The organism is Devosia aquimaris, assembly GCF_020169335.1.
In the GTDB taxonomy this organism is placed as follows: Bacteria; Pseudomonadota; Alphaproteobacteria; order Rhizobiales; family Devosiaceae; genus Devosia; species Devosia aquimaris.
In genome coordinates this window covers 2,158,976-2,178,367 of the sequence record NZ_JAIEZN010000001.1, presented here as the reverse complement: position 1 = coordinate 2,178,367, position 19,392 = coordinate 2,158,976, and the positions used below count along the sequence as shown (strand labels likewise).

The following is a 19,392-nucleotide window of genomic DNA, read 5'->3' as shown; positions in this document are numbered from 1 at the left end:
CCAAAATGTGCCCGGGCCGGGCGCCCGCCGGCCAGCAATGTGCTGTCACGTTCCGGCGCGCAGGCGCCCGTTGCGACGAAACTCCAGCGGCGCCATGGCGCGCTTGCGCCGGAAGGCCTTGGCCATGTAGTTGGCGTCGGCGAAGCCGGTCGCGGTAGCAATGGCCGCCACCGTCATGTCGGTGGCCAGCAGCAGGCGCTCGATATGGTCGATGCGGCGCGCCAGCACGAAGTCGGATGGTGCCTGGCCGGTGGCGAGGGTGAACTGGCGGACGAAGTGGCCGCGGCTCATTTCGGCGACGGCGGCAAGGCGCTCGACCTGCAAGGGGCGGGCCAGATTGGCCTCGATATGGGTGACGACGCGGGCCATGGCGGGGGGCAGGCTGCGCTCCGGCGTGGCGCGGGCGGAAAAGACGCCGTCGTGCAGGGCTGTCATGGCGGCGTAGGTGGCGCTGGAGGCTTCGCCGGGACTGATGTCGGTGCGGTCGATCAGGGTGAGGCAGGCGGCGGCCAGGCGATCGACAATCGGCATGGGCAGGGTAGAGACGGGGCCGGCGGCATCGATGATCTCGCGGGCCAGGCGCAGCGCCTCGCGTCCGTTGAGCACCATCCAGAAATATTCCCAATGGCCACCGCGCTCCAGCCAGTAGCGATGGGCATGAGGGAGGCTCAGCACCATGGTCTGGCCGGGCGTCAGCCGATAATGCGTGCCGGCGAAATCGAGCCGGCCCTCACCGACCAGGGTGTGCTGGATGACGAGGAACGGCGCATCGCCGCGCTGCAGCCCATCCCAGGAATAGACTTCGTTGATGCGCTGCTCATAGCCGGCGCTGACCGCCATGCAATGGAGCGGCACGGCCGACTTCGGCAGCTCCAGCCGACGCACGCGATGGCCATAGTTGATCAGTTCAGTGAGCACAAAATTACCCGCAATCGCACAAGCTTTCTCTACCACTTATGCTGTGGCAACGGCTAGCACTATGGGCACCAATTCGCAGCAAATGCGACCAGTGGAGGACGCTCATGTCATTCAAAGTTACGGTCATCGGTGCCGGTTCGATCGGCTTCACCAAGACCCTGATCTCGGATCTGCTCAAGGTCCCCGAATTCGTTGATTGCGAGTTCGCGCTGACCGATATCAATCCGGCCAATCTGGATATGGCCCGGCAGATCATCGAGACCATCGTGTCGGTCAACAAGCTGCCGGCCAAGGTGACCGCAACGACGGATCGCCGCGCGGCCATCACCGGCGCGCGCTATGTCATGAGCTGCGTGCGCGTTGGGGGCCTCGATGCCTTTGCCACCGATATCCGCATCCCGCTCAAATATGGCGTCGACCAGTGCGTGGGCGACACGATCTGCGCCGGCGGCATTCTCTATGGCCAGCGCAACATCCCGGTGATCCTGGATTTCTGCAAGGATATCCGCGAGGTCGCCGAGCCCGGCGCGCTGTTCCTCAACTATGCCAACCCCATGGCCATGAACACCTGGGCCGCCGAGCAGTATGGCGGCGTCAACGTGGTGGGGCTGTGCCACGGCGTGCAGCATGGCGCGCACCAGATCGCCAATGTGCTGGGCGTCACGGACGACGAGCTGGACTATGTCTGTGCCGGCATCAATCACCAGACCTGGTACATCGACATCCGCGCCAAGGGCCGCAAGATCGAGGCCGACGAGCTGATCGCTGGCTTTGAGGCGCACCCGGTCTATTCCAAGCAGGAAAAGGTGCGCATCGACGTGCTCAAGCGCTTCGGTGTCTATTCCACCGAGTCCAATGGCCATCTGAGCGAATACCTGCCGTGGTATCGCAAGCGTCCCGAGGAGATCAATCGCTGGATCGACATGAGCGACTGGATCCATGGCGAGACCGGCGGCTATCTCCGTCACTCCACCGAGCGTCGCAACTGGTTCGAAACCGACTTCCCGATGTTCAAGGAGCAGGCAAACAAGCCGCTGAGCGAACACAAGCGGACCACCGAACACGCCAGCTACATCATCGAGGCGATGGAAACCGGGCGCACCTATCGCGGCCATTTCAACCGCCGCAACAATGGCATCATCACCAATCTGCCCGATGACGCCATCATCGAAAGCCCCGGCTTCGTGGATCGCTTCGGCATCAATATGGTCGAAGGCATCACCCTGCCGACCGCCTGCGCGGCGACCTGCTCAGTGTCGGTCTCGGTGCAGCGCCTCTCGGTCGAGGCGGCAATGACGGGCAATATCGATACGCTCAAGCTGGCCGTGCTGCATGACCCGCTGGTCGGCGCCATCTGCACGCCCGACGAGGTGTGGGCGATGGTCGACGAGATGGTGGTGGCCCAGGCCCAGTGGCTGCCGCAATATGCCGATGCCGTGCCGGCCGCCAAGGAGCGCATGGCCAAATCGACCGTCAAGACCATCGAGTGGGAAGGCGCTGCCCGCAAGCGCGTGCGCTCGGTCGAAGAGCTCCGCGAAATGGTGGGTGGCCACCACTAAACCATCCGGATGTCCTCCCGGATCGGGCGCCCTTCGGGGCGCCCTTTTTCGTTCCGGCATTGTCGTGCCGACCGGGCCAGTGCTCGCGCAGCAAAAGGCCCCGATGCCAGTGGCATCGGGGCCCGGTCAGCCTGAGGCTGGCCTCAGTGAGATATCAGGCGACGCGCTGCTTGCGCGGGCCGCGGGCCCATTCGGGCAGCATGCTGCCATGGGCTTCGAGCAGGTCGTCGACGACATTCCAGATTTGCTCGAGATCCAGTTCGGCGGCGGTGTGCGGGTCCATCATGGCGGCATGGTAGATGTGCTCGCGGTTCTCTTCCACCAGCGCGCGGACGGTGAGCTCCTGCACATTGATGTTGGTGCGCATCAGCGCGGTCAGCTGCGGCGGCAGTTCACCGATATAGGTGGGCTGCAGGCCATTGTCGTCGACCAGGCACGGCACTTCGACCGCGGCATTGTTGGGCAGGCTGGTGATGACGCCATTGTTGCGCAGATTGCCGTAGATCACCGAGGGTTCGCCGGTCCAGACCGAGTTGACGATGGAGCTGGCGTATTCCTTGGACTGCTTGACCTCGATGCGGTCGGCCTTCTTGTAGTCCTCGGAGGTCTTCTTCCAATTGGCAATCTGCTCGACGCAGCGCTTGGGATATTCATCGAGCGGAATACCGAACTTCTCGATCAGGTCCTCGCGGCCTTCCTTGATGAAATAGGGCGTGTATTCGGCGAAGTGTTCCGAGCTTTCGGTGACGAAATAGCCCAGGCGGGTGAGCATTTCATAGCGCACCTTGTTGGGGCAGCGCGGGTTCCAGGTCGGCTTGGGGGCGCGGCCTTCGGCATAGGCGCGCAGCAGATCGGGATAGAGGTCGCGATAGCTGCCGTCGGCCTGGCGATGCTCGAACTTGAGGTAGAAGGCCATGTGGTTGATGCCGGCCGAGCGGTAGCGGATCTCGTCGTAGGGAATGTCGAGATCGTGGGCCAGTTCCATGGCCGTGCCCTGCACTGAGTGGCAAAGCCCGACCTGCTTGATGGTGGGGTATTTTTCCGAGATGGCCCAGGTGTTGATGGCCATGGGGTTCACATACTGCAGCATGATCGCGTCGGGCGCGACCTGCAGCATGTCCTCGCAGATGCTCCACAGGTGCGGCACGGTGCGCAGGCCGCGCATGATGCCGCCCACGCCCAGGGTGTCGGCAATGGTCTGGCGCAGATTGTACTTCTTGGGGACGTCGAAATCGATGACCGTCGAGGGCTCATAGCCGCCGATCTGGAAGCAGACCACGACGAAATTGGTGCCATCAAGCGCCTGGCGCTGGTTGGAATAGGTCTCGACGGTCGCCGGCACGCCCAGGGTAGCGATCAGCTTCTTGGCAATGATCTCGCTCTCTTCGAGGCGCGTTGGGTTGATGTCCATCAGGCGGATAGTGGCGCCGGTCAGGGCCGGACGCTGCAGGATGTCGCCGACAATGTTCTTCATGAACACGGCCGAACCGGCACCGATAAATGTGATCTTGGGGTTTGCCATTGGATGCTCCGATCAGGCGGCTATTTCGAACGCGGCGCGTACCAGGCGGGCCGTGTATTCGGTTTGAGGGTTGGTCAGGACATCGGCCACCGGTCCCTGTTCGACGATCTTGCCGTACTGCATGACCATCACCCGGTGACAGAGGGCGCGCACCACTTTGAGATCGTGGCTGATGAAGAGGTAGGAGAGGCCCTTCTCGTCCTGCAGCTTGCGCAGCAGGTCGATGATCTGGGCCTGGACGCTCAGATCGAGCGCCGAGGTGGGCTCGTCGAGCAGGATGAACTCGGGCTCGAGCGCAATGGCGCGGGCAATGGCGATGCGCTGGCGCTGGCCGCCCGAGAATTCATGCGGGAAGCGGTTGAGCACGCCATCGGGCATGCCGGCGTCCTTGAGGGCCTGGCGGACGCGATCGCCGCGCTCGGCGCGATTGGCGCCGATATTGTTGACGATCAGCCCTTCCTCGATGATCTGGCGGATCGACATGCGCGGGTTGAGCGAGGCGAAGGGGTCCTGGAAAACGATCTGCATGCGCGAGCGCAGCGGACGCATGGCCGCGCGGTCCTTGGTGTCGATGCGTTCGCCATCAAAGAAGATCTGGCCGCCCTGGTTGGAAATCAGCCGGATCAGGGCCTGGCCAAAGGTGGTCTTGCCCGAGCCGGATTCTCCCACGATGCCCAGGGTTTCGTGGCGCATCAGCTTGATGTCGAGATTGTCGACCGCCTTGAGCTCGAAGAAGTCGGGCTTGAAGAGGCCGCCGCGCTTGAGCGTGAAGCTGACCTTGACCTGCTTGCCTTCAAGCACAGTCTCATGGGCACCTTCGGCCAAGGGGTTGGCCGTGCCCTTGGGTTCGGACGCCAGCAGGTGCTTGGTATAGGGATGGGTGGGATTGGCGAACAGCGCCTCGGTGGCGTTGTGCTCCTGCACCCGACCATTCTGCATGACATAGACATATTCGCTGAATTGGCGAACCACGGTCAGGTCATGGGTGATCAGGATCACCGCCATGCCATACTTGTCCTTGAGATCCTTGATCAGATTGAGGATCTGGGCCTGGACCGTGACGTCGAGCGCGGTGGTGGGTTCGTCGGCAATCAGCACGTCAGGGCGATTGGCCAGGGCCATGGCGATCATGACGCGCTGGCGCTGGCCGCCCGAGAGCTGGTGGGGGTAGTTGTTCAGCCGGGCCTTGGGCTCGGGAATCTGAACTTCCTCGAGCAGCGCCTCGGCCTTGGTCATGGCTTCGGCACGGCTCATCCTGTTGTGCAGGTGCAGCACCTCGCACAATTGCTGCCCGATCGTATAGACCGGGTTGAGCGAGCTCATGGGCTCCTGGAAGATCATCGCGATGTCGTTGCCGCGCAGCTTGCGCATGTCGCGGTCGCTCATGGTGACGATGTTCTTGCCCGACAGGGTAATCTGGGTCTCGGGCAGGATGGTCGCGCGCTTGGTGAGCAGCTTCATCAGCGTGCGCGCGGTCACCGATTTGCCCGAGCCCGATTCACCCACCAGGGCGATGGTTTCGCCCTTGTGGAGCTGGAAGGACACGTCGCGCACGGCGTTGACGGTACCGCCCTCGACGCGGAAGTCGACGCCGATGTTGCGTGCGTCCAGGATCAGCTCACGCCCGTGGCTGCCCAGATCGTGCCGCGTGTCGGAAACAGGCGCGGTGGTTGGTTCGGTCATGGCCTGGTTCCTCAATAGGGGTCAATGGCGTCGCGCAGGCCATCGCCCAGGGCGTTGAACGCGAACACGGTGATGAGCACAAAGATCACGGGGCTCAGGATCCAGGGATAAGATCCAATCACCGAGAAGGTGCCGGTATCCTGCAGCATCAGCCCCCAGGAAATCAGCGGCGGCTTCACGGCAAAGCCCAGGAAGCCCAGAAAGCTCTCGAGCAGAACCACACCCGGAATCGCCAGCGTTATGGCCACGATGATGTGGCTGAGCACGTTGGGCAGGATATGCCTTGTGATGATGCGGCCATCGGTTGCGCCGACCGCAATGGCGGCACGGACATATTCGATGCGGGCCAATGACAGCGTCTTGGAGCGCACCTCGCGGCTCAGTTGCGCCCAGCCCAGCACGGCCATGACGAAGATCACGAACGTCAGGAACACATTGGACGGTGCCGTCACCGGTATCAGCGAGGTCAGTGCCAGGTAGAGCGGCAATTGCGGGAAGGCCAGCACGAAGTCGACGAAGCGCTGCACCCAACTGTCGACGCGGCCACCGATATAGCCGGAGGTGATGCCCACCAGCGTTCCCACCACAGTGGTCAGGGTCACCACGGCAAGCGCGATCATCAGGGAGATGCGGGAGCCCACAATCCCGCGCGACAGGATGTCCCGACCAAATTTGTCGGTGCCCAGCAGCTGGATGGGACGCCCGTCAACAGAGCCGAAGAAGTGGATGTTGGAGGGAATGAGCCACAGGAACTTGTACTCATAGCCGGTGACGAAGAAGCCGGTCGGCGTCGGGTTATCCTTGATCAGCCCGGTCAGGGGCTGGAACGTCACCGGGTCGAACTCACCCGTGTCACCGATTGGGTAGACATAGGGGATGAGGCTGAAATTGCCGTCCGGGTCCTCGAACGCGATAACGTCGGGTGGCGCGAACGGCAGGTTGGCCTGCTTGGGATCGAGCGGCGCGAAGAAGTCGGCAAAGATGGAGACCACCAGCATCAGACTGACCAGCACCAGGCCGATCATGCCCATGGGCGAGCGGCGGAAACGGCGCCACACCAGCAGGGCATAGGTCTCGTTGCCCGAGCCAAAGCGGGTGACCACGGGGGCGTCGGTCTGTGCCTCGTGCGCGGGCGTCGGCATGGGGCCGCCGGCTTCGGTCGGCAGCGGGATGGAGGAGCGGCTTTCGGTGGTCATTCGCTGCCTCCTCCCAGGCGGACGCGCGGATCGAGCGCCACGAGCAGCACATCGGAAATGATGTTGCCGATGATGAGCGTGGTGGCCAGCACCAGCATGAACGTGGCGGTGACATAGACGTCGCCAACACCCATGGAGCCGACGATTGCGGGTCCAACAGTGGCAAGGCCGAACACGATGGCGACTTCAATCTCGCCGGTGAGCATGTAAGGCAGCACGACACCCTGGTAGGCGACCAGCGGATGCAGCGCGTTGGGAACGGCATGCTTCATGATCACGGCGCCTTCCGGCAGCCCCTTGGCACGTGCGGTCTCGACATATTGGCTGTTGAGCACGTCGAGCAGGTTCGCGCGCATCACACGCATGTTGTAGGCGAGCCCGCCAAACGTGGCGATGAAGATGACCGGCCAGATGTGGGTCATCAGGTTGACGAACTTGTCCCAGCTCCAGGGGGCCCCGCCATAGCGGGCAGAAAAGAACATGCCCACTTCCGAGACGTTGAAGCGGAAGACGAGGAAATAGAGGATGATGATGGCCAGCAGGAAGCGCGGGATCGTCATGCCGAGGAAGGAGATGATCCCCAGACCCGTGTCGACCCAGGAATACTGGCGCGTGGCAGCCAGGATGCCCAGGCCGATGCCGAGTAGCGAGGCCAGGATATGGCAGACCAGGGCCAGGGCAATGGTCGCGGGGAGGCGTTCGCTCACAACCTGGCCGACATCCTTGTTGTAGAAGAAGGAATGGCCGAAGTCGAAGCGGGTGACGATGCCGGTGATCCAGCGGAAATACTGCACGATGATCGGATCGTTCAGGCCATTGGCCTCGCGATAGATCTCGGCCTGTGCTTCGGCCTGCACCGCAGGCACGCCGCCCTGGTTCATCAGCATGGAGCGGATCGTGTCACCATAGTCGCCCGGGGGCGCCTGGATGATGGCAAAGGTCACGATGCTGAGCAGGAACAGCAGGGGAATGGCGCCGAGCACGCGCATTGTCACAAATCGAAGCATGATCGCCTCTTCAGTCTAGCGGGGCGAGGCCCCTAACCCTTGCGGGGAAGTGAAGGAGAGGGGTGGCGGCGGACCGCCACCCCAATGGCGTCAGATCACATCGGGCCAGCCGAGCCCGGAGCGCCAGGTAGCGTCTCGGGGTGCAGCTCGAAGTCGCCCTGGCGATCAGCCGGAACAAAGACGCGTTCGCGGATGATGTTGTCTTCTGCCCAGTTGAACATGAAGATCGGAGAACCAGCCGGGATGTTGGCGAAGCGCTTGTTGATGATCAGAGCGCCCGGGTACTGCGTCAGGCCGACGGAATACACGTTCTCGGTGAAGACGTTCTGATACTTCTTCATCAGTTCGGCGCGTTCAGCATTGTCGCTGGTGGCGATAAATGCATTCACGGTGTCGACCAGTTCCTGTTCGAAAGGCAGCAGGTCAAGCGTTCCGTCCGTGCCGGCACGGTGGAACGGATGGGTGCGCGGGCCGGTCGGAGCGAGGGCAGACGTGCCCTGAACCACCGAGACGACTTCGGAACCCTGACGTTCAACTGACCAGTCAAACTGGCCGGACTGGGCCATGTCGTCACGGGCGGTGCCGCTCTGGAAGTTGGCGATAACGCGGATGCCGAGTGGTTCGAGCTGCGCGATGACGCCTTCGGCCAGATTGGTATCGGTGCCGTAGTCAGTATTGGCAAGCAGGGTGATCTCAAGGTCACCGCCGCCGGCCTGGTCTGCCGGGAAGTTGCGGATGCCATTGCCGTCGGTATCGGTCAGACCGAGGCCGTCGAGCAGGGCGTTGGCGGCTTCGATGTTGTACGGATAGTACACGGTCGAGGCCTTGTCGTAGTAGGTGGTGCCAGCATACAGGCCACCCGGATAGATGGCGGTGAAGGGGCCGCGCACCAGAGAGTCGCCGAGGCGCTGGCGATCAAGCGCCACTGTGATTGCCTTGCGGAAATCGAGGTTGCGGTTGAGTTCGCGGACGGCCTGGCCGCGTGCATCGGGTTCACCCCAGCCATTGGCCGAGAAGTTCATGCGCAGGGCATAGCCGATGGTGCGGGCACCGAACTGCAGACGGGCAGGGGCACTGTCTTCAGCCGAGCGCTTGAGCGACTCAACGAAGCTTTCCGCCTGTTCGAGGTTGGAGAAGTCGCCCGAACCGGCAACGGCCTGGACGTCGCGGTCAGCCCAAGTGCTGAGGCGATAGTGCATTTCGTTAAGGTAGGGCAGCTGGTTGCCGGCCTCGTCAACCTTCCAGTAGTAGGGGTTGCGGCGCATCACGACGATATCGTCAGCACGATACTCAACCGGCACCCAGGCGCCCATGACCGGAATGTTCATATATTCCGGCGGGAAGGCGTTCTTGTATTCTTCGTAGGTGTTGTCGGGGTTGTACTTGGGGTGCTGCGGCTTGAGAATGTGGCTCGGGCCCGGGCAGAAGGTGCCATAGGCCATGGTGTACAGATACTGAGTGGGATTGGCCTCCTTGAAGGTCCACTTGATCGTATAGGGATCAAGGGCTTCAAGTGTGGTGCCGACACCCCAGGATTCCGGCGTCGCGCCGTTCAGCGGGGAGACATTGGCGTCGTTGACGTTGTCTTCCCAGTAGAACATCACGTCGTCAGCATCAAAGGGGTCGCCGTCGGACCACTTGGCGCCTTCGATCAGGTGCATGGTGAGCGACTTGCCGTCTTCGGACCATTCCCAGCTCTTGGCCAGGTTCGGCAGGGGCTCAAGTTCGTCTGCCTTGACCATGAACAATGGACCGGTGCGCGTCAGGCACTCGGAGAGGCCGATGTCGATACCGCCCCAACCCTGGCTCTGGCCGCCGATGTAGTTCCAACCTTCCGGCCGGCCGCCGATGACATGGCGCATGGTGTCGCCGTATACGCCGACGCCGTCGGGCATGTTGGCGGTCTTGTAGACCATGGGTTCCTTGGGCAGGCGCTCTGCGACTGGCGGCAGGGTGCCGGCCTCGACATATTTCGAGGTAACCCAGTCGGGCTCGTGGTATTCGGGCAGCGCCTTGTACTCGAGAATGTCGGAGATGCTGACAAAGACCGGTTCGCTCTGGGCTGCAAATTCCGGCGGATCCGGAAGTTCGCCGGTCAGTTCCTGGGCGTGCACTGCTAGCAGCGAAACGCCCAGCATCAATCCTGCCCCGCCAAGGGCAATCGTGTGTTTTCTCATAAAACCTCCCATAGCATCGGGTCGGCTTTAAATGGCCGCGTCCGGATACTCCCATCCGGCGTCTTCCCGTGCTGACCAGCAAAACCTACGCCTTGCCACGCGGTAAACAATCCGGAATAGTAGAGACTTATTCCGGTTTTCTAAGAACGGGCGAATTGTATGATTAAGGGCGCTGGCGTGCTTGCTGCGGTGCCGCGCGAAAGTGCACCCCGTCCGATGCCGCGGCCGGATCGCAGCTTTTATTCGTCCGGCAAGGCCTTCGGTCGCTTCGGCATTCGCTCCTTTGCTCCGCAGCTCATGGCCTATGCCCATACCCATGGGCACATCGAGTTCAACTGGCTGACGCAAGGCAGCATGGACTATGTGTTCGACGGCGGGCCTGTCAGCATCGGCTCGGGGCGACTGGTGGCCTTCTGGGCCGGGATACCGCACCAGACCATTGCGCTCAGCCCTGACACGGCCATGGGCCGGCAGCTCAATATCTACCTGCCCATGGATGCGTTTCTCGAAATGCCGCAGCTGGGCCGGTTGACCGAGACGCTGATGGGCGGCGGCGTCATCCAGCTCAATGCCGATTGCGTGGGGCTGGAAACGCTGGACCGCTGGCATCAGGACTATCGCAGTGGCAATGCCCTGCGCAGCGAGATCGTGCGCGCGGAGATCGGCACCATGTTCCGGCGGGCCGCGATCACCGGCTGGGACACGCTGCTGTCGCCCTGGGTGGAAGGCGCGGGCTCGCGCACGCGGACGGGCTCGCCGGTGCGTTATGTGGTGCGCATGGTGCGCCATATCGTTGAGAACATCACCGAGCCGCTGACTTCGGAGAGCATCGCCGATGTGGTGGGGCTGCATCCCAACTACGCGACGAACCTGTTCACCAAGGTGATGCATATCTCGGTGCAGAAATTCGTCATCCGCATGCGGCTGATCCGGGCGCGCTCGCTGCTGTTCGACGGCAGCCTCTCGATCGCCAACGTCGCGTTCCAATCGGGCTTTGTCAGCCAGACGCAGTTCTACGAACATTTCCGCAAGGCCTATGGCATGACGCCGAGCCAGATGCGCAAGGACACCATCGAGGGCTAGGCGGGATCCTCACCCCTGCCGCCGGCGGCGAAATGCAATGGGGGACAGGCCCGCCCATTGGGTGAAGCGGCGCGAGAAATAGAACGGGCTGTCAAAGCCGGTGCTGGCAGCCACCTGCTTGACCGGAAATCCGGTGCGGCGCAACAGTTCAGCCGCCACCTGCATGCGGCGCAGTTCCAGGTGCTGCTGCAGGGTCTGGCCAGTGTGCTGGCGGAACAGATGCGCCAGGCGGGACGCCGAGAGACCAACCGCGTTGGCAACGTCCTCGACCAGGATTTTCTCGGCCATGTGCCGTTCGAGATAATCGAGTGCCCGGGCGATGCGCGCATCCTGCGCGGTGCCGGCCTGCAGGTCCAATTGCGCATCGCAACCCAGCAGCAGCGCCTCGAGCGCATTGACCGCCAGGGCCTCGGCACGGCGGCGCTGGCTGTTGAGCAGGTCGTGGACAGCGAGGAATTGTGTGGCCAGGCGCCGCCCGTCCTCGCCTTCGATGTGCAGGCGCATCAACCCCCTGGCGACCTCGGGCCAGCCGAGCCAGGCAAACCAGTCCGCACGGGGCTGGAAATGCGCCCACAGCAATTCCCAGCGCTGCTGCTGTGGCTCAACACCATAGTCGTGCGGTGTGCCGGGCCGCAGCAATACCCAATCGCCAGGCGTAGCCAGAAGATCGCCGCCCGCATGGCCAAAGCGCCCCTGGCCATCCAGCGTCAGAATCAGCAACCAATCGCCCGAACCTTGGCGGCGCGTGGCGCGATAGCCGGATTGTTCATGGAAATGTCCGGTCAACAGGCTCTTTGTTGCCTGATATGGGGTGTCTGCGTGATGCGCCATAGCAGGATAGTACAGGAGTTTGGCAGCATATTCGATGGTCGGAAACATCAAAGACGCGCAGGATCAGCTGCAGGGAGAGAGGACCATATGACTGCACAAGACCTGACCGACGCCCAGCGCGCAGACTTTCAGCGAGACGGCTTTTTGGCCGTGCGCGGGCTGTTCAGCGCTGCCGAGATCGATGAAATCCGCGACACCTTCATGGCCGAGGCCGCCAATGGCCCGGTGCCGGGCCTGTCGGACCTGCCGCGTGGTGCAGTGGCGGGCAATGATCCGCTGAGCCGGTTTCCCCGAATGATGCATCCGCACAAGCATGCCGACAAAGCCGTCGGCCAATTGGCGATGCGCCACATGCTCGATCCGCGGCTGGAGCCGATCCTGGCCGATCTATTGGGTGAAGAGCCCTATGCCTGCCAGTCGATGTTCTATTTCAAGCCGCCGGGCGCGCGCGGGCAGGATCTGCATCAGGACAATTTCTACCTGCGGGTCAAGCCGGGCACCTGCATGGCCGCCTGGGTGGCGGTGGACGACGCCGACGCCGGCAATGGCGGCATGATGTGCGTGCCCGAGACGTCAGGGCTCGACATCGCCTGTCCCGAGCAGGCCGACCCGAAACTATTCTTCACCAGCGAGCATGTGGAGCCGCCGCCGGGCCTGACGCCACAGATGATGGAACTCAAGGCGGGGGATGTGTTGTTCTTCAACGGCAGCGTCATCCATGGCTCGACGCCCAACACCAGCACCGACCGCTTCCGCCGCTCGCTGATCTTCCACTATGTGCCGGCCAGCACGGTGGAGATGAGCCACTGGTACGAGGCGATGAGCTTTTCTGGCGTGCGGCAGGTGATCGGGGTGAACAGTGACGGCGGGCCGTGTGGAACCGTGCAGGCTATGCCGGCTGGGCCGCATTGAGGGGGGCAGGGGCGGGGCGGTGCATGTAGAGGCGGAAACGGGACTGGCGGCTTCAGGTGTAAGGCTGTCGAAAGCAGACGTCTTCAACTAGACGAGCACCTGACTTTTGCACCGTGCCTGCTATTGTGATTGCCGGGTGGTCGCTTCGGTGCATAAATCTTGATTTTTGAGTTCAAAGTGTTCTCCATCTCTCTATGGCCGGGAGCGATGTAATAAATGTGGCTGTTGCGTTCGTGCTGGGCGTTGGCGTTAGCAATTCCAGCCTATATCGCCATCGTTCCGTGGTTCTACTATCCTGCAGATTCGGTGGGGCTTCCATCTAGTGCCGACAGCACGATCTTGCCAATCGGCGGGGTTGTCATTCTGGCCCTGCTGCTGGCGCCGATACTTCTCGGCATCACTGTGGTTTGCCTGTGGCGCTCAACGGGGCGCGGCGGCGTTTTTGCTTGGAATACGGCGCGGCCCCTCTTGAGCGCAACCATTTCGCTTATACTTGGGGGAGCGGCGCTGTCGTGTCTGCTGCTGGGGCTGAGTGACTTGTTCAGGCAAATGTCATGGCAGGAATACCTGTGGACGCCCATACCGATATTGTTTGCAGGGTGGCTAGTACTGATTAGGGCCGCAGCGCTATCTCAGAAGACCGCGGCATGATGGATCGGATTTATTAGCGTCTTCACGATTCCATAATCGCAAATACGCGCTGCGAACGGCCCCCTTTGGAATTTGGCAGTGCTGTCCACTATGGCTGTAATGGGATCGCTTCCTGCCCAGAGATTGTTCGCAAGCGCATGGGCCGTCCCGCCCTCGATGTCATCCCGGCAAAGGCCGGGATCCATCCTGAGATATGTCAGCAAGCCAAGCTTGTTGTGGGTTGGTCGATGCCGGCCAGATCGCGTTTGCGGGACATCTGTGCCATTCGAGCATAGCTCTCATGGCCTTAGGACCTGAAATCGCTCCACCGGAGCGATTTCACCGCGCAGCGGCCGGTCCTAAGTATTAAACTTGAACAGCATGACGTCGCCGTCCTTGACGACATATTCCTTGCCTTCGTCGCGGGCCTTGCCGGCTTCCTTGGCGGCCACTTCGCCGCCCAGGGCGACGAAATCGTCATAGGCGATCGTCTGGGCGCGGATGAAGCCGCGCTCGAAATCGGAGTGGATGACGCCGGCGGCGGCCGGGGCCTTGTCGCCCTTGTGGATGGTCCAGGCGCGGCTTTCCTTGGGGCCGACCGTGAAATAGGTCTGCAGGCCCAAGAGGTCATAGGCTTCGCGGATCAGCCGGTTCAGGCCGGCTTCTTCCAGGCCCAGGGATTCCAGGTACTCGGCCTGTTCGGCATTGGGGAGCTGAGCGAGCTGGGATTCGATTTCGGCGGAGATCACCACGACGCCGGCATCATGCTCTTTTGCGTAGGCTTCCACCTGCTTGCTCATGGCATTGCCGGTGGCCGCTGAGCCTTCATCGACATTGCACACATAGAGCGCGGGCTTGGACGTCAGCAGCTGCAGCTCTTGGAAGGCCTTTTCTTCCTCGGCTTCGCGCTTGACGAAGCGGGCCGACTTGCCGTCGCGCAGCAACAGCAGGGCGCGGTCGATCAGGTCGAGCGTCAGCTTGGCATCCTTGTCGCCGCCCTTGGCCTTCTTTTCCACGCCCGCGCGGCGCTTCTCGAGGCTTTCAAGGTCCGCCAGCATCAGCTCGGTCTCGACCACTTCGGCGTCGGCCAGCGGATCGACCTTGTTGGCGACATGGATGATGTTGCCGTCTTCAAAGCAGCGCAGCACATAGGCGATGGCGTCGCATTCGCGGATATTGGCGAGGAACTGGTTGCCCAGGCCTTCGCCCTTGGAGGCGCCTTTGACCAGGCCCGCAATATCGACAAAGCTCATGCGGGCGGGCTGCACATTGATCGACTTGCCGATGACGGCGAGCCTGTCCAGACGCGGATCGGGCACGGCCACTTCGCCCACATTGGGCTCGATGGTGCAGAAGGGGAAGTTTGCGGCCTGGGCGGCAGCGGTGCGGGTCAGCGCGTTAAAGAGGGTCGACTTGCCGACATTCGGCAGGCCGACGATGCCCATCTTGAAACCCATGGGGATAGCTCCGGAAAGTGTTGGTCTTCACTTCGTTCGGATGGGCCGAGATGTCAATGCGTGGCGGTCAATCGGCGGCTTGTCGCGCGGGCCTGCGCATCGTATTACCGCTAACATCTATCTGCCTGCATCCCGTGTTCCCCCCTTTTCCTGTCGGAGGCGTCGCATGAACCTCATTCTCGTTCTGGTCATCCTGGCCGCCCTGATCGCCGCCGGCGCCTGGTATTACTATCGTGGCCGCCACATGGGCAGCTTTGCCCAGGCGGTGGGCGCGGCCCCGGCCATTCCCGAGGCCAAGCCGCAGGGCGCCATCCCCATGCTCAAGATGCCGACGGCCAAGGGCTGGGAAAAGGGCGAGAAGCCGGTTGTGGCGCCAGGCCTCAAGGTCACGCCCTTTGCGCTCAATCTCAAGCATCCGCGTTGGGCCTATGTGCTGCCCAATGGTGACGTGCTGATCGCCGAATCGGCCGGCATTCCGGGCACGCCCAAGAATATCCGCGACTATGCGATGAACCGGGTGATGGCCCGTGCCGGCGCCACGCGCCCGAGCGCCAACCAGATTACCCTCTTGCGCGATGCCGATGGCGATGGCGTGCCCGAAGTGCGGGAAGTGTTCATGAGCGGGCTCAACCAGCCCTTCGGCATGGCCCTGGTGGGTGACCAGCTCTATATCGGCAATACCGACAGCGTGGTGGCCTATCCCTATGTCACCGGCCAGACACGCATCACCGCGCCGGGCAAGACGCTGATGACCATGAAGCCGGGCGGGCACTGGACGCGCAATCTGCTCGCCAATGCCGAGGGCACCAAGCTCTATGTGGCGGTGGGCTCGCTGAGCAATATTGCCGAAAGCGGCATGGAGGTCGAAGAGGGCCGCGCCTGCATTTTCGAGTTGGACCTGGTGACCGGGCAGCATCGCGAATTCGCCGGCGGCCTGCGCAATCCGGTGGGCATGGCCTGGGAGCCGACCAATGGCATGCTGTGGACCGTGGTCAATGAGCGCGACGGGCTGGGCGACGAAACCCCGCCGGATTATCTGACCTCGGTCAAGGATGGCGGCTTTTACGGCTGGCCCTTCAGCTATTGGGGCCAGACCGTGGATGACCGCGTGCCGCAGAATGCCGCGCTGGTGGCCCGCGCGACGGCGCCCGACTACGCACTGGGTGGCCACACGGCTTCGCTGGGCCTGTGCTGGGCGCCGCAGGGCACGCTGGGCGCGCTGCCGGCCGGCATGGTGATCGGCCAGCACGGTTCGTGGAACCGCAGCAAGCTGAGCGGCTACAAGGTGATCCTGGTGCCGTTTGCCAATGGCATGCCGAGCGGCCAGCCGATCGACATCCTCAGCGGTTTCCTTGCCGATGACGAGAAGATCTCGCGCGGCCGCCCGGTGGGCGTCGCTGTCGCCAAGGATGGCGCGCTGCTGGCTGTGGACGACGTCGGCGACGCCGTCTGGCGTGTCACCGTCGCCTAAGGCGACACGGCCTTGGCAAAGCCTTTGACCAGAATGGGGCCCGTCGGCTTGCCTGTGGGTGAGCCGGGGGCCGGTTCAAGGGTAATTTCATAGAGCTGGCCGGCCTGCGGCAGCGGCAGGTCGGGCCCGGTCAGGCGCAGATCCTGCGCCACCTGCAGCGTGCCCAGCGATACCGGACCAGTCTGTGCATCGGGCAAGGTCCAGACCTGCAGCACCTGCCCAGCCGGTGCGGCCAGCGCCTCGAGCGGCATCAGTCGCAAGCTGTCATCGGCAAAGGCCTCCACGATCACCGCCGGAGAAGAATCGGTCTGGTTGAGCAGCACCGCCACGACGGTGGGCTGCTCGGACGGACGCTGGATCTGCCCGGCGACATAGCCCAGTCCGAGCGCAACAACGACACTGGCTGCCAGCGCCAGCCAACGCTGTGCGGGCGCCATGGTCCGGCGGGCGGGGCGCAGCGTCGTGACATTGGGGGCCGAAACCGCACCGAGCCGCTGCTCGATACGCGCCCAGAGGCCTGGATCATATGCAGCCGGGGTCACGGTATCGTCCAGCGCCATCATGCGTTCGCCGAGGTCGCGGGCCATCTCCGCCAGTTCGGTGTCGGTGGCGGCCTGTTGCTCAAAATCGTGCCGTTCTGCATCGTCGAGCAGGCCCAGCACATAGTCGCCAGCCAGCGCAAGCTTGTCCTCGCGGGTCATGACAGGCACTCCTGCAAGGCGATGGTGCCACGGCGGATCCAGGCTTTCACGGTGCCCAGCGGGGCATTGAGCGTGGCGGCGACTTCACCATGGTTCAGTCCGGTGACATAGCACAGCAGGATGGCGCGCCGCTTGGCCTCGTCCAGCCCGCGCAGGCACGCCTTGAGGGCATCGCGCTCGGCCAGGGCATCAAAGGCATTGGTGACGTCTGCATTGCGATCGCCCAGGGCCGCCAGGGTTTCCCCGTCGTGATAGTCGGTGCGGCTGCTGTCGCGCAGCAGGTTGAGCGCGCGGTTGCGCACGATGGTGGTGAGCCAGGCACCGGCGCTGCCGCGCGCCATGTCGAACTGGCCGGCGCGCTGCCAGACCGCGACAAAGGCGTCCTGCACCACTTCCTCGGCCAGATCCTGTCGGCGAACGATGCGCCTGGCGATGGCCACCAGCCGGCCGGCCTCGGCGGCAAACAATTCCGCCAGGGCGGTCTGCTCGCCGGCGGCGATGCGCCGGATCAGCGCGGCGGTGTCTCGGTCCTGTGGGGCCATGGGTCCTGCCTTTTGTCACTCATCTTACGCGCGGAACGGGGCTGTGGATGCACCCGGCAGATTTTTTTGTGCGGCGGTGCATCCGCAAGCGCCGCTGGTGGGTAGAGCCAATGTAACGGGCGCAGAGAGCGCCATCCCGAAATGGAGATGACCGATGACGAAACTGCTTGGCTTGACCCTGATGTCCGGCACCGCACTGGTGGCCTTTTCTGCTGCCGCATTGGCCGCCCCTGCCGTTGGCCTGGTCGGCGACAAGACGCTGGTGATGTTTGATACCGAAACGCTGGCCGTCTCGGGCACCATGGATGTGACTGGCGTGGACGCGCTGGCCGGCATCGACGTGCGCCCCGCCGACAAGATGCTCTATGGCGTGTCCAAGGCCGGCGAGATCGTGACCATTGACACCGCCACGGGTGCGGCGACGGTCAAGAGCACCGTGTCTGAACAGCTGCCCAGCTATGATGGCGCGATTGTCGACTTCAACCCGGCCGCCGATCGGCTGCGCCTGATGGCCAGCGACGGCACCAACCACCGCGTCAATGTCGACGATGGCATGGTCACGGTCGATGGTTCGCTGGCTTATGACGGTGCCGACATGCATGCCGGGGAAACGCCCGCCATCGTGGCGGCAGCCTATACCAACTCCATCGGCAAGCCCGAAAAGACGGCGATGTTCGATATCGATGCCACCATTGTGGCGCTGATCCAGCAGACATCGCCCAATGACGGCGTCCTGGCGGCCATCGGCAAGCTGGGGATCGACGGGGCGGACAATTATGCCTTCGATATCGTTGCCACCGAAGACCTGAGCAACACGGCCTATCTGGTGGCCGGGACCATGCTCTACACCGTCGACCTCGAGAGCGGTGCTGCAACCGGCGTGGGTGAAATCACCGGCGTTGACGGCGCCATCGAGGACATCGCCATCCTGCCGTAACTCCGGCTTTGCGGTCGCGCCCCGGCGCGGCCGCTACTCCTTGCCTAGGAGCTTTTTCAGCATGTCGGCCATGGGGCCGGTCTTGGGCACTTCGGCCTGGGGCTTGGCGGGGCGGGCCTGGCGGATGTGGCTCTGGGCCTTGGGGGCGGGCTTGGCGTCCGGCTCGTCAGTGCCCTTGGTGGCCAGCGCCAGCTTGTTCATGAAGCCGCTGTCGTCACCGGCCAGCAGCAGGCCGATATGGCTGGCAATGGCGTCGAGCAGAGGTTCGAGCCAGGCCTGGTCGGCCTTGGCAAAATCCCCCAGCACATGGTTGGTGACGTATTCCTTGCCCGGGTGGCCGATGCCGAGGCGCACGCGCTTGTAGTCGAGCCCGATCTGCGGATCGATGGAACGCAGGCCATTGTGGCCGCCATTGCCGCCGCCGACCTTGACGCGCACCTTGCCCGGCGCCAGGTCCAGCTCGTCATAGAGCACGATGATGTCGGCGGGCGCGATCTTGTAGAAGCCGGCGACCTGCTGAACGCTGTCGCCAGACCGGTTCATGAAGGTCTGCGGCTTGAGCAGCAGCACCTTCTCCCCGGCGATGTTGCCTTCGGCCAGGAGCCCGGCGTGCTTGCTGCGGAACTGGGTGATGCCATGCGCACGCGCCACGGCGTCCAGCGCCATGAAGCCGATGTTGTGGCGGTTGCCCTGGTATTGGCTGCCCGGATTGCCCAGGCCGACAAGCAGTTTCATGTGCCGCTCCCGAAATGAAAAAGGCGGCCCG

The 19,392-nt window shown here is 63.1% G+C and carries 17 protein-coding genes; 6 read left to right on the top strand and 11 right to left on the bottom strand.

Features of this window, described 5'->3' with window-relative positions:
* Nucleotides 1–45 precede the first annotated feature (45 nt).
* Complete coding sequence (locus K1177_RS10470; protein WP_224703246.1) at nt 46–918, bottom strand: AraC family transcriptional regulator; 873 nt, start codon at nt 916–918, stop codon at nt 46–48.
* A gap of 104 nt (nt 919–1,022) precedes the next feature.
* Between K1177_RS10470 and melA (K1177_RS10465) the strand changes: the two genes are divergently transcribed.
* Nucleotides 1,023–2,477, top strand: a complete 1,455-nt coding sequence (melA, locus tag K1177_RS10465) for an alpha-glucosidase/alpha-galactosidase (protein ID WP_224703245.1) — start codon at nt 1,023–1,025, stop codon at nt 2,475–2,477.
* Between the two features lie 154 nt (nt 2,478–2,631).
* On the opposite strand, the gene melA (K1177_RS10460) is transcribed toward melA (K1177_RS10465), so the two are convergent.
* The 5 genes from melA (K1177_RS10460) to K1177_RS10440 form a co-directional block, all read right to left on the bottom strand.
* Nucleotides 2,632–3,999, bottom strand: a complete 1,368-nt coding sequence (gene melA, locus K1177_RS10460; protein WP_224703244.1) for an alpha-glucosidase/alpha-galactosidase — start codon at nt 3,997–3,999, stop codon at nt 2,632–2,634.
* A gap of 12 nt (nt 4,000–4,011) precedes the next feature.
* Nucleotides 4,012–5,682, bottom strand: a complete 1,671-nt coding sequence (locus tag K1177_RS10455; protein WP_224703243.1) for an ABC transporter ATP-binding protein — start codon at nt 5,680–5,682, stop codon at nt 4,012–4,014.
* Between the two features lie 11 nt (nt 5,683–5,693).
* On the bottom strand, nt 5,694–6,824 hold the full coding sequence (locus K1177_RS10450) for an ABC transporter permease (protein ID WP_224703732.1): 1,131 nt from the start codon (nt 6,822–6,824) through the stop codon (nt 5,694–5,696).
* A 50-nt stretch (nt 6,825–6,874) separates the two neighbouring features.
* Nucleotides 6,875–7,885, bottom strand: a complete 1,011-nt coding sequence (locus K1177_RS10445) for an ABC transporter permease (protein ID WP_224703242.1) — start codon at nt 7,883–7,885, stop codon at nt 6,875–6,877.
* Between the two features lie 95 nt (nt 7,886–7,980).
* Nucleotides 7,981–10,062, bottom strand: coding sequence for an ABC transporter substrate-binding protein (locus K1177_RS10440; RefSeq protein WP_224703241.1), 2,082 nt, complete (start codon nt 10,060–10,062; stop codon nt 7,981–7,983).
* Nucleotides 10,063–10,221: 159 nt separating this feature from the next.
* Between K1177_RS10440 and K1177_RS10435 the strand changes: the two genes are divergently transcribed.
* Nucleotides 10,222–11,145 (top strand): helix-turn-helix domain-containing protein, encoded by a 924-nt coding sequence (locus K1177_RS10435; protein WP_224703240.1) that lies wholly within the window; start codon nt 10,222–10,224, stop codon nt 11,143–11,145.
* A 9-nt stretch (nt 11,146–11,154) separates the two neighbouring features.
* Here K1177_RS10435 and K1177_RS10430 read toward each other — a convergent pair whose 3' ends face one another.
* Complete coding sequence (locus tag K1177_RS10430; protein ID WP_224703239.1) at nt 11,155–11,931, bottom strand: helix-turn-helix domain-containing protein; 777 nt, start codon at nt 11,929–11,931, stop codon at nt 11,155–11,157.
* Nucleotides 11,932–12,063: 132 nt separating this feature from the next.
* On the opposite strand from K1177_RS10430, the gene K1177_RS10425 reads away from it, so the two are divergent.
* Both K1177_RS10425 and K1177_RS10420 read left to right on the top strand, forming a co-directional pair.
* Entirely contained in the window at nt 12,064–12,888 is an 825-nt protein-coding gene (locus K1177_RS10425; RefSeq protein WP_224703238.1) for a phytanoyl-CoA dioxygenase family protein, read from the top strand.
* 216 nt (nt 12,889–13,104) lie between these two features.
* Complete coding sequence (locus K1177_RS10420) at nt 13,105–13,539, top strand: hypothetical protein (RefSeq protein ID WP_224703237.1); 435 nt, start codon at nt 13,105–13,107, stop codon at nt 13,537–13,539.
* 338 nt (nt 13,540–13,877) lie between these two features.
* On the opposite strand, the gene ychF is transcribed toward K1177_RS10420, so the two are convergent.
* Nucleotides 13,878–14,975: a redox-regulated ATPase YchF gene (gene ychF / locus K1177_RS10415; RefSeq protein ID WP_224703236.1), complete on the bottom strand. Its 1,098-nt coding sequence runs from the start codon at nt 14,973–14,975 to the stop codon at nt 13,878–13,880.
* A 166-nt stretch (nt 14,976–15,141) separates the two neighbouring features.
* Between ychF and K1177_RS10410 the strand changes: the two genes are divergently transcribed.
* Nucleotides 15,142–16,446 carry a PQQ-dependent sugar dehydrogenase gene (locus tag K1177_RS10410; protein ID WP_224703235.1) on the top strand — a complete coding sequence of 435 codons (1,305 nt, stop codon included), beginning with the start codon at nt 15,142–15,144 and terminating at the stop codon, nt 16,444–16,446.
* Here K1177_RS10410 and K1177_RS10405 read toward each other — a convergent pair.
* Nucleotides 16,443–17,147: an anti-sigma factor gene (locus K1177_RS10405; RefSeq protein ID WP_224703234.1), complete on the bottom strand. Its 705-nt coding sequence runs from the start codon at nt 17,145–17,147 to the stop codon at nt 16,443–16,445. The two genes, K1177_RS10410 and K1177_RS10405, sit on opposite strands and share 4 nt — an antisense overlap.
* Nucleotides 17,144–17,689, bottom strand: a complete 546-nt coding sequence (locus K1177_RS10400) for a sigma-70 family RNA polymerase sigma factor (RefSeq protein WP_224703233.1) — start codon at nt 17,687–17,689, stop codon at nt 17,144–17,146. The genes K1177_RS10405 and K1177_RS10400 overlap by 4 nt, the downstream gene beginning before the upstream one ends.
* A 154-nt stretch (nt 17,690–17,843) precedes the next feature.
* Here K1177_RS10400 and K1177_RS10395 point away from each other — a divergent pair, with 154 nt between their 5' ends.
* A complete protein-coding gene (locus tag K1177_RS10395) occupies nt 17,844–18,626 on the top strand; it encodes a DUF4394 domain-containing protein (RefSeq protein ID WP_224703232.1) in 783 nt (260 codons plus the stop codon).
* Between the two features lie 33 nt (nt 18,627–18,659).
* Here the strand turns inward: K1177_RS10395 and pth are convergent, their stop codons facing one another.
* Entirely contained in the window at nt 18,660–19,361 is a 702-nt protein-coding gene (pth, locus tag K1177_RS10390; RefSeq protein ID WP_224703231.1) for an aminoacyl-tRNA hydrolase, read from the bottom strand.
* Nucleotides 19,362–19,392: the final 31 nt, after the last annotated feature.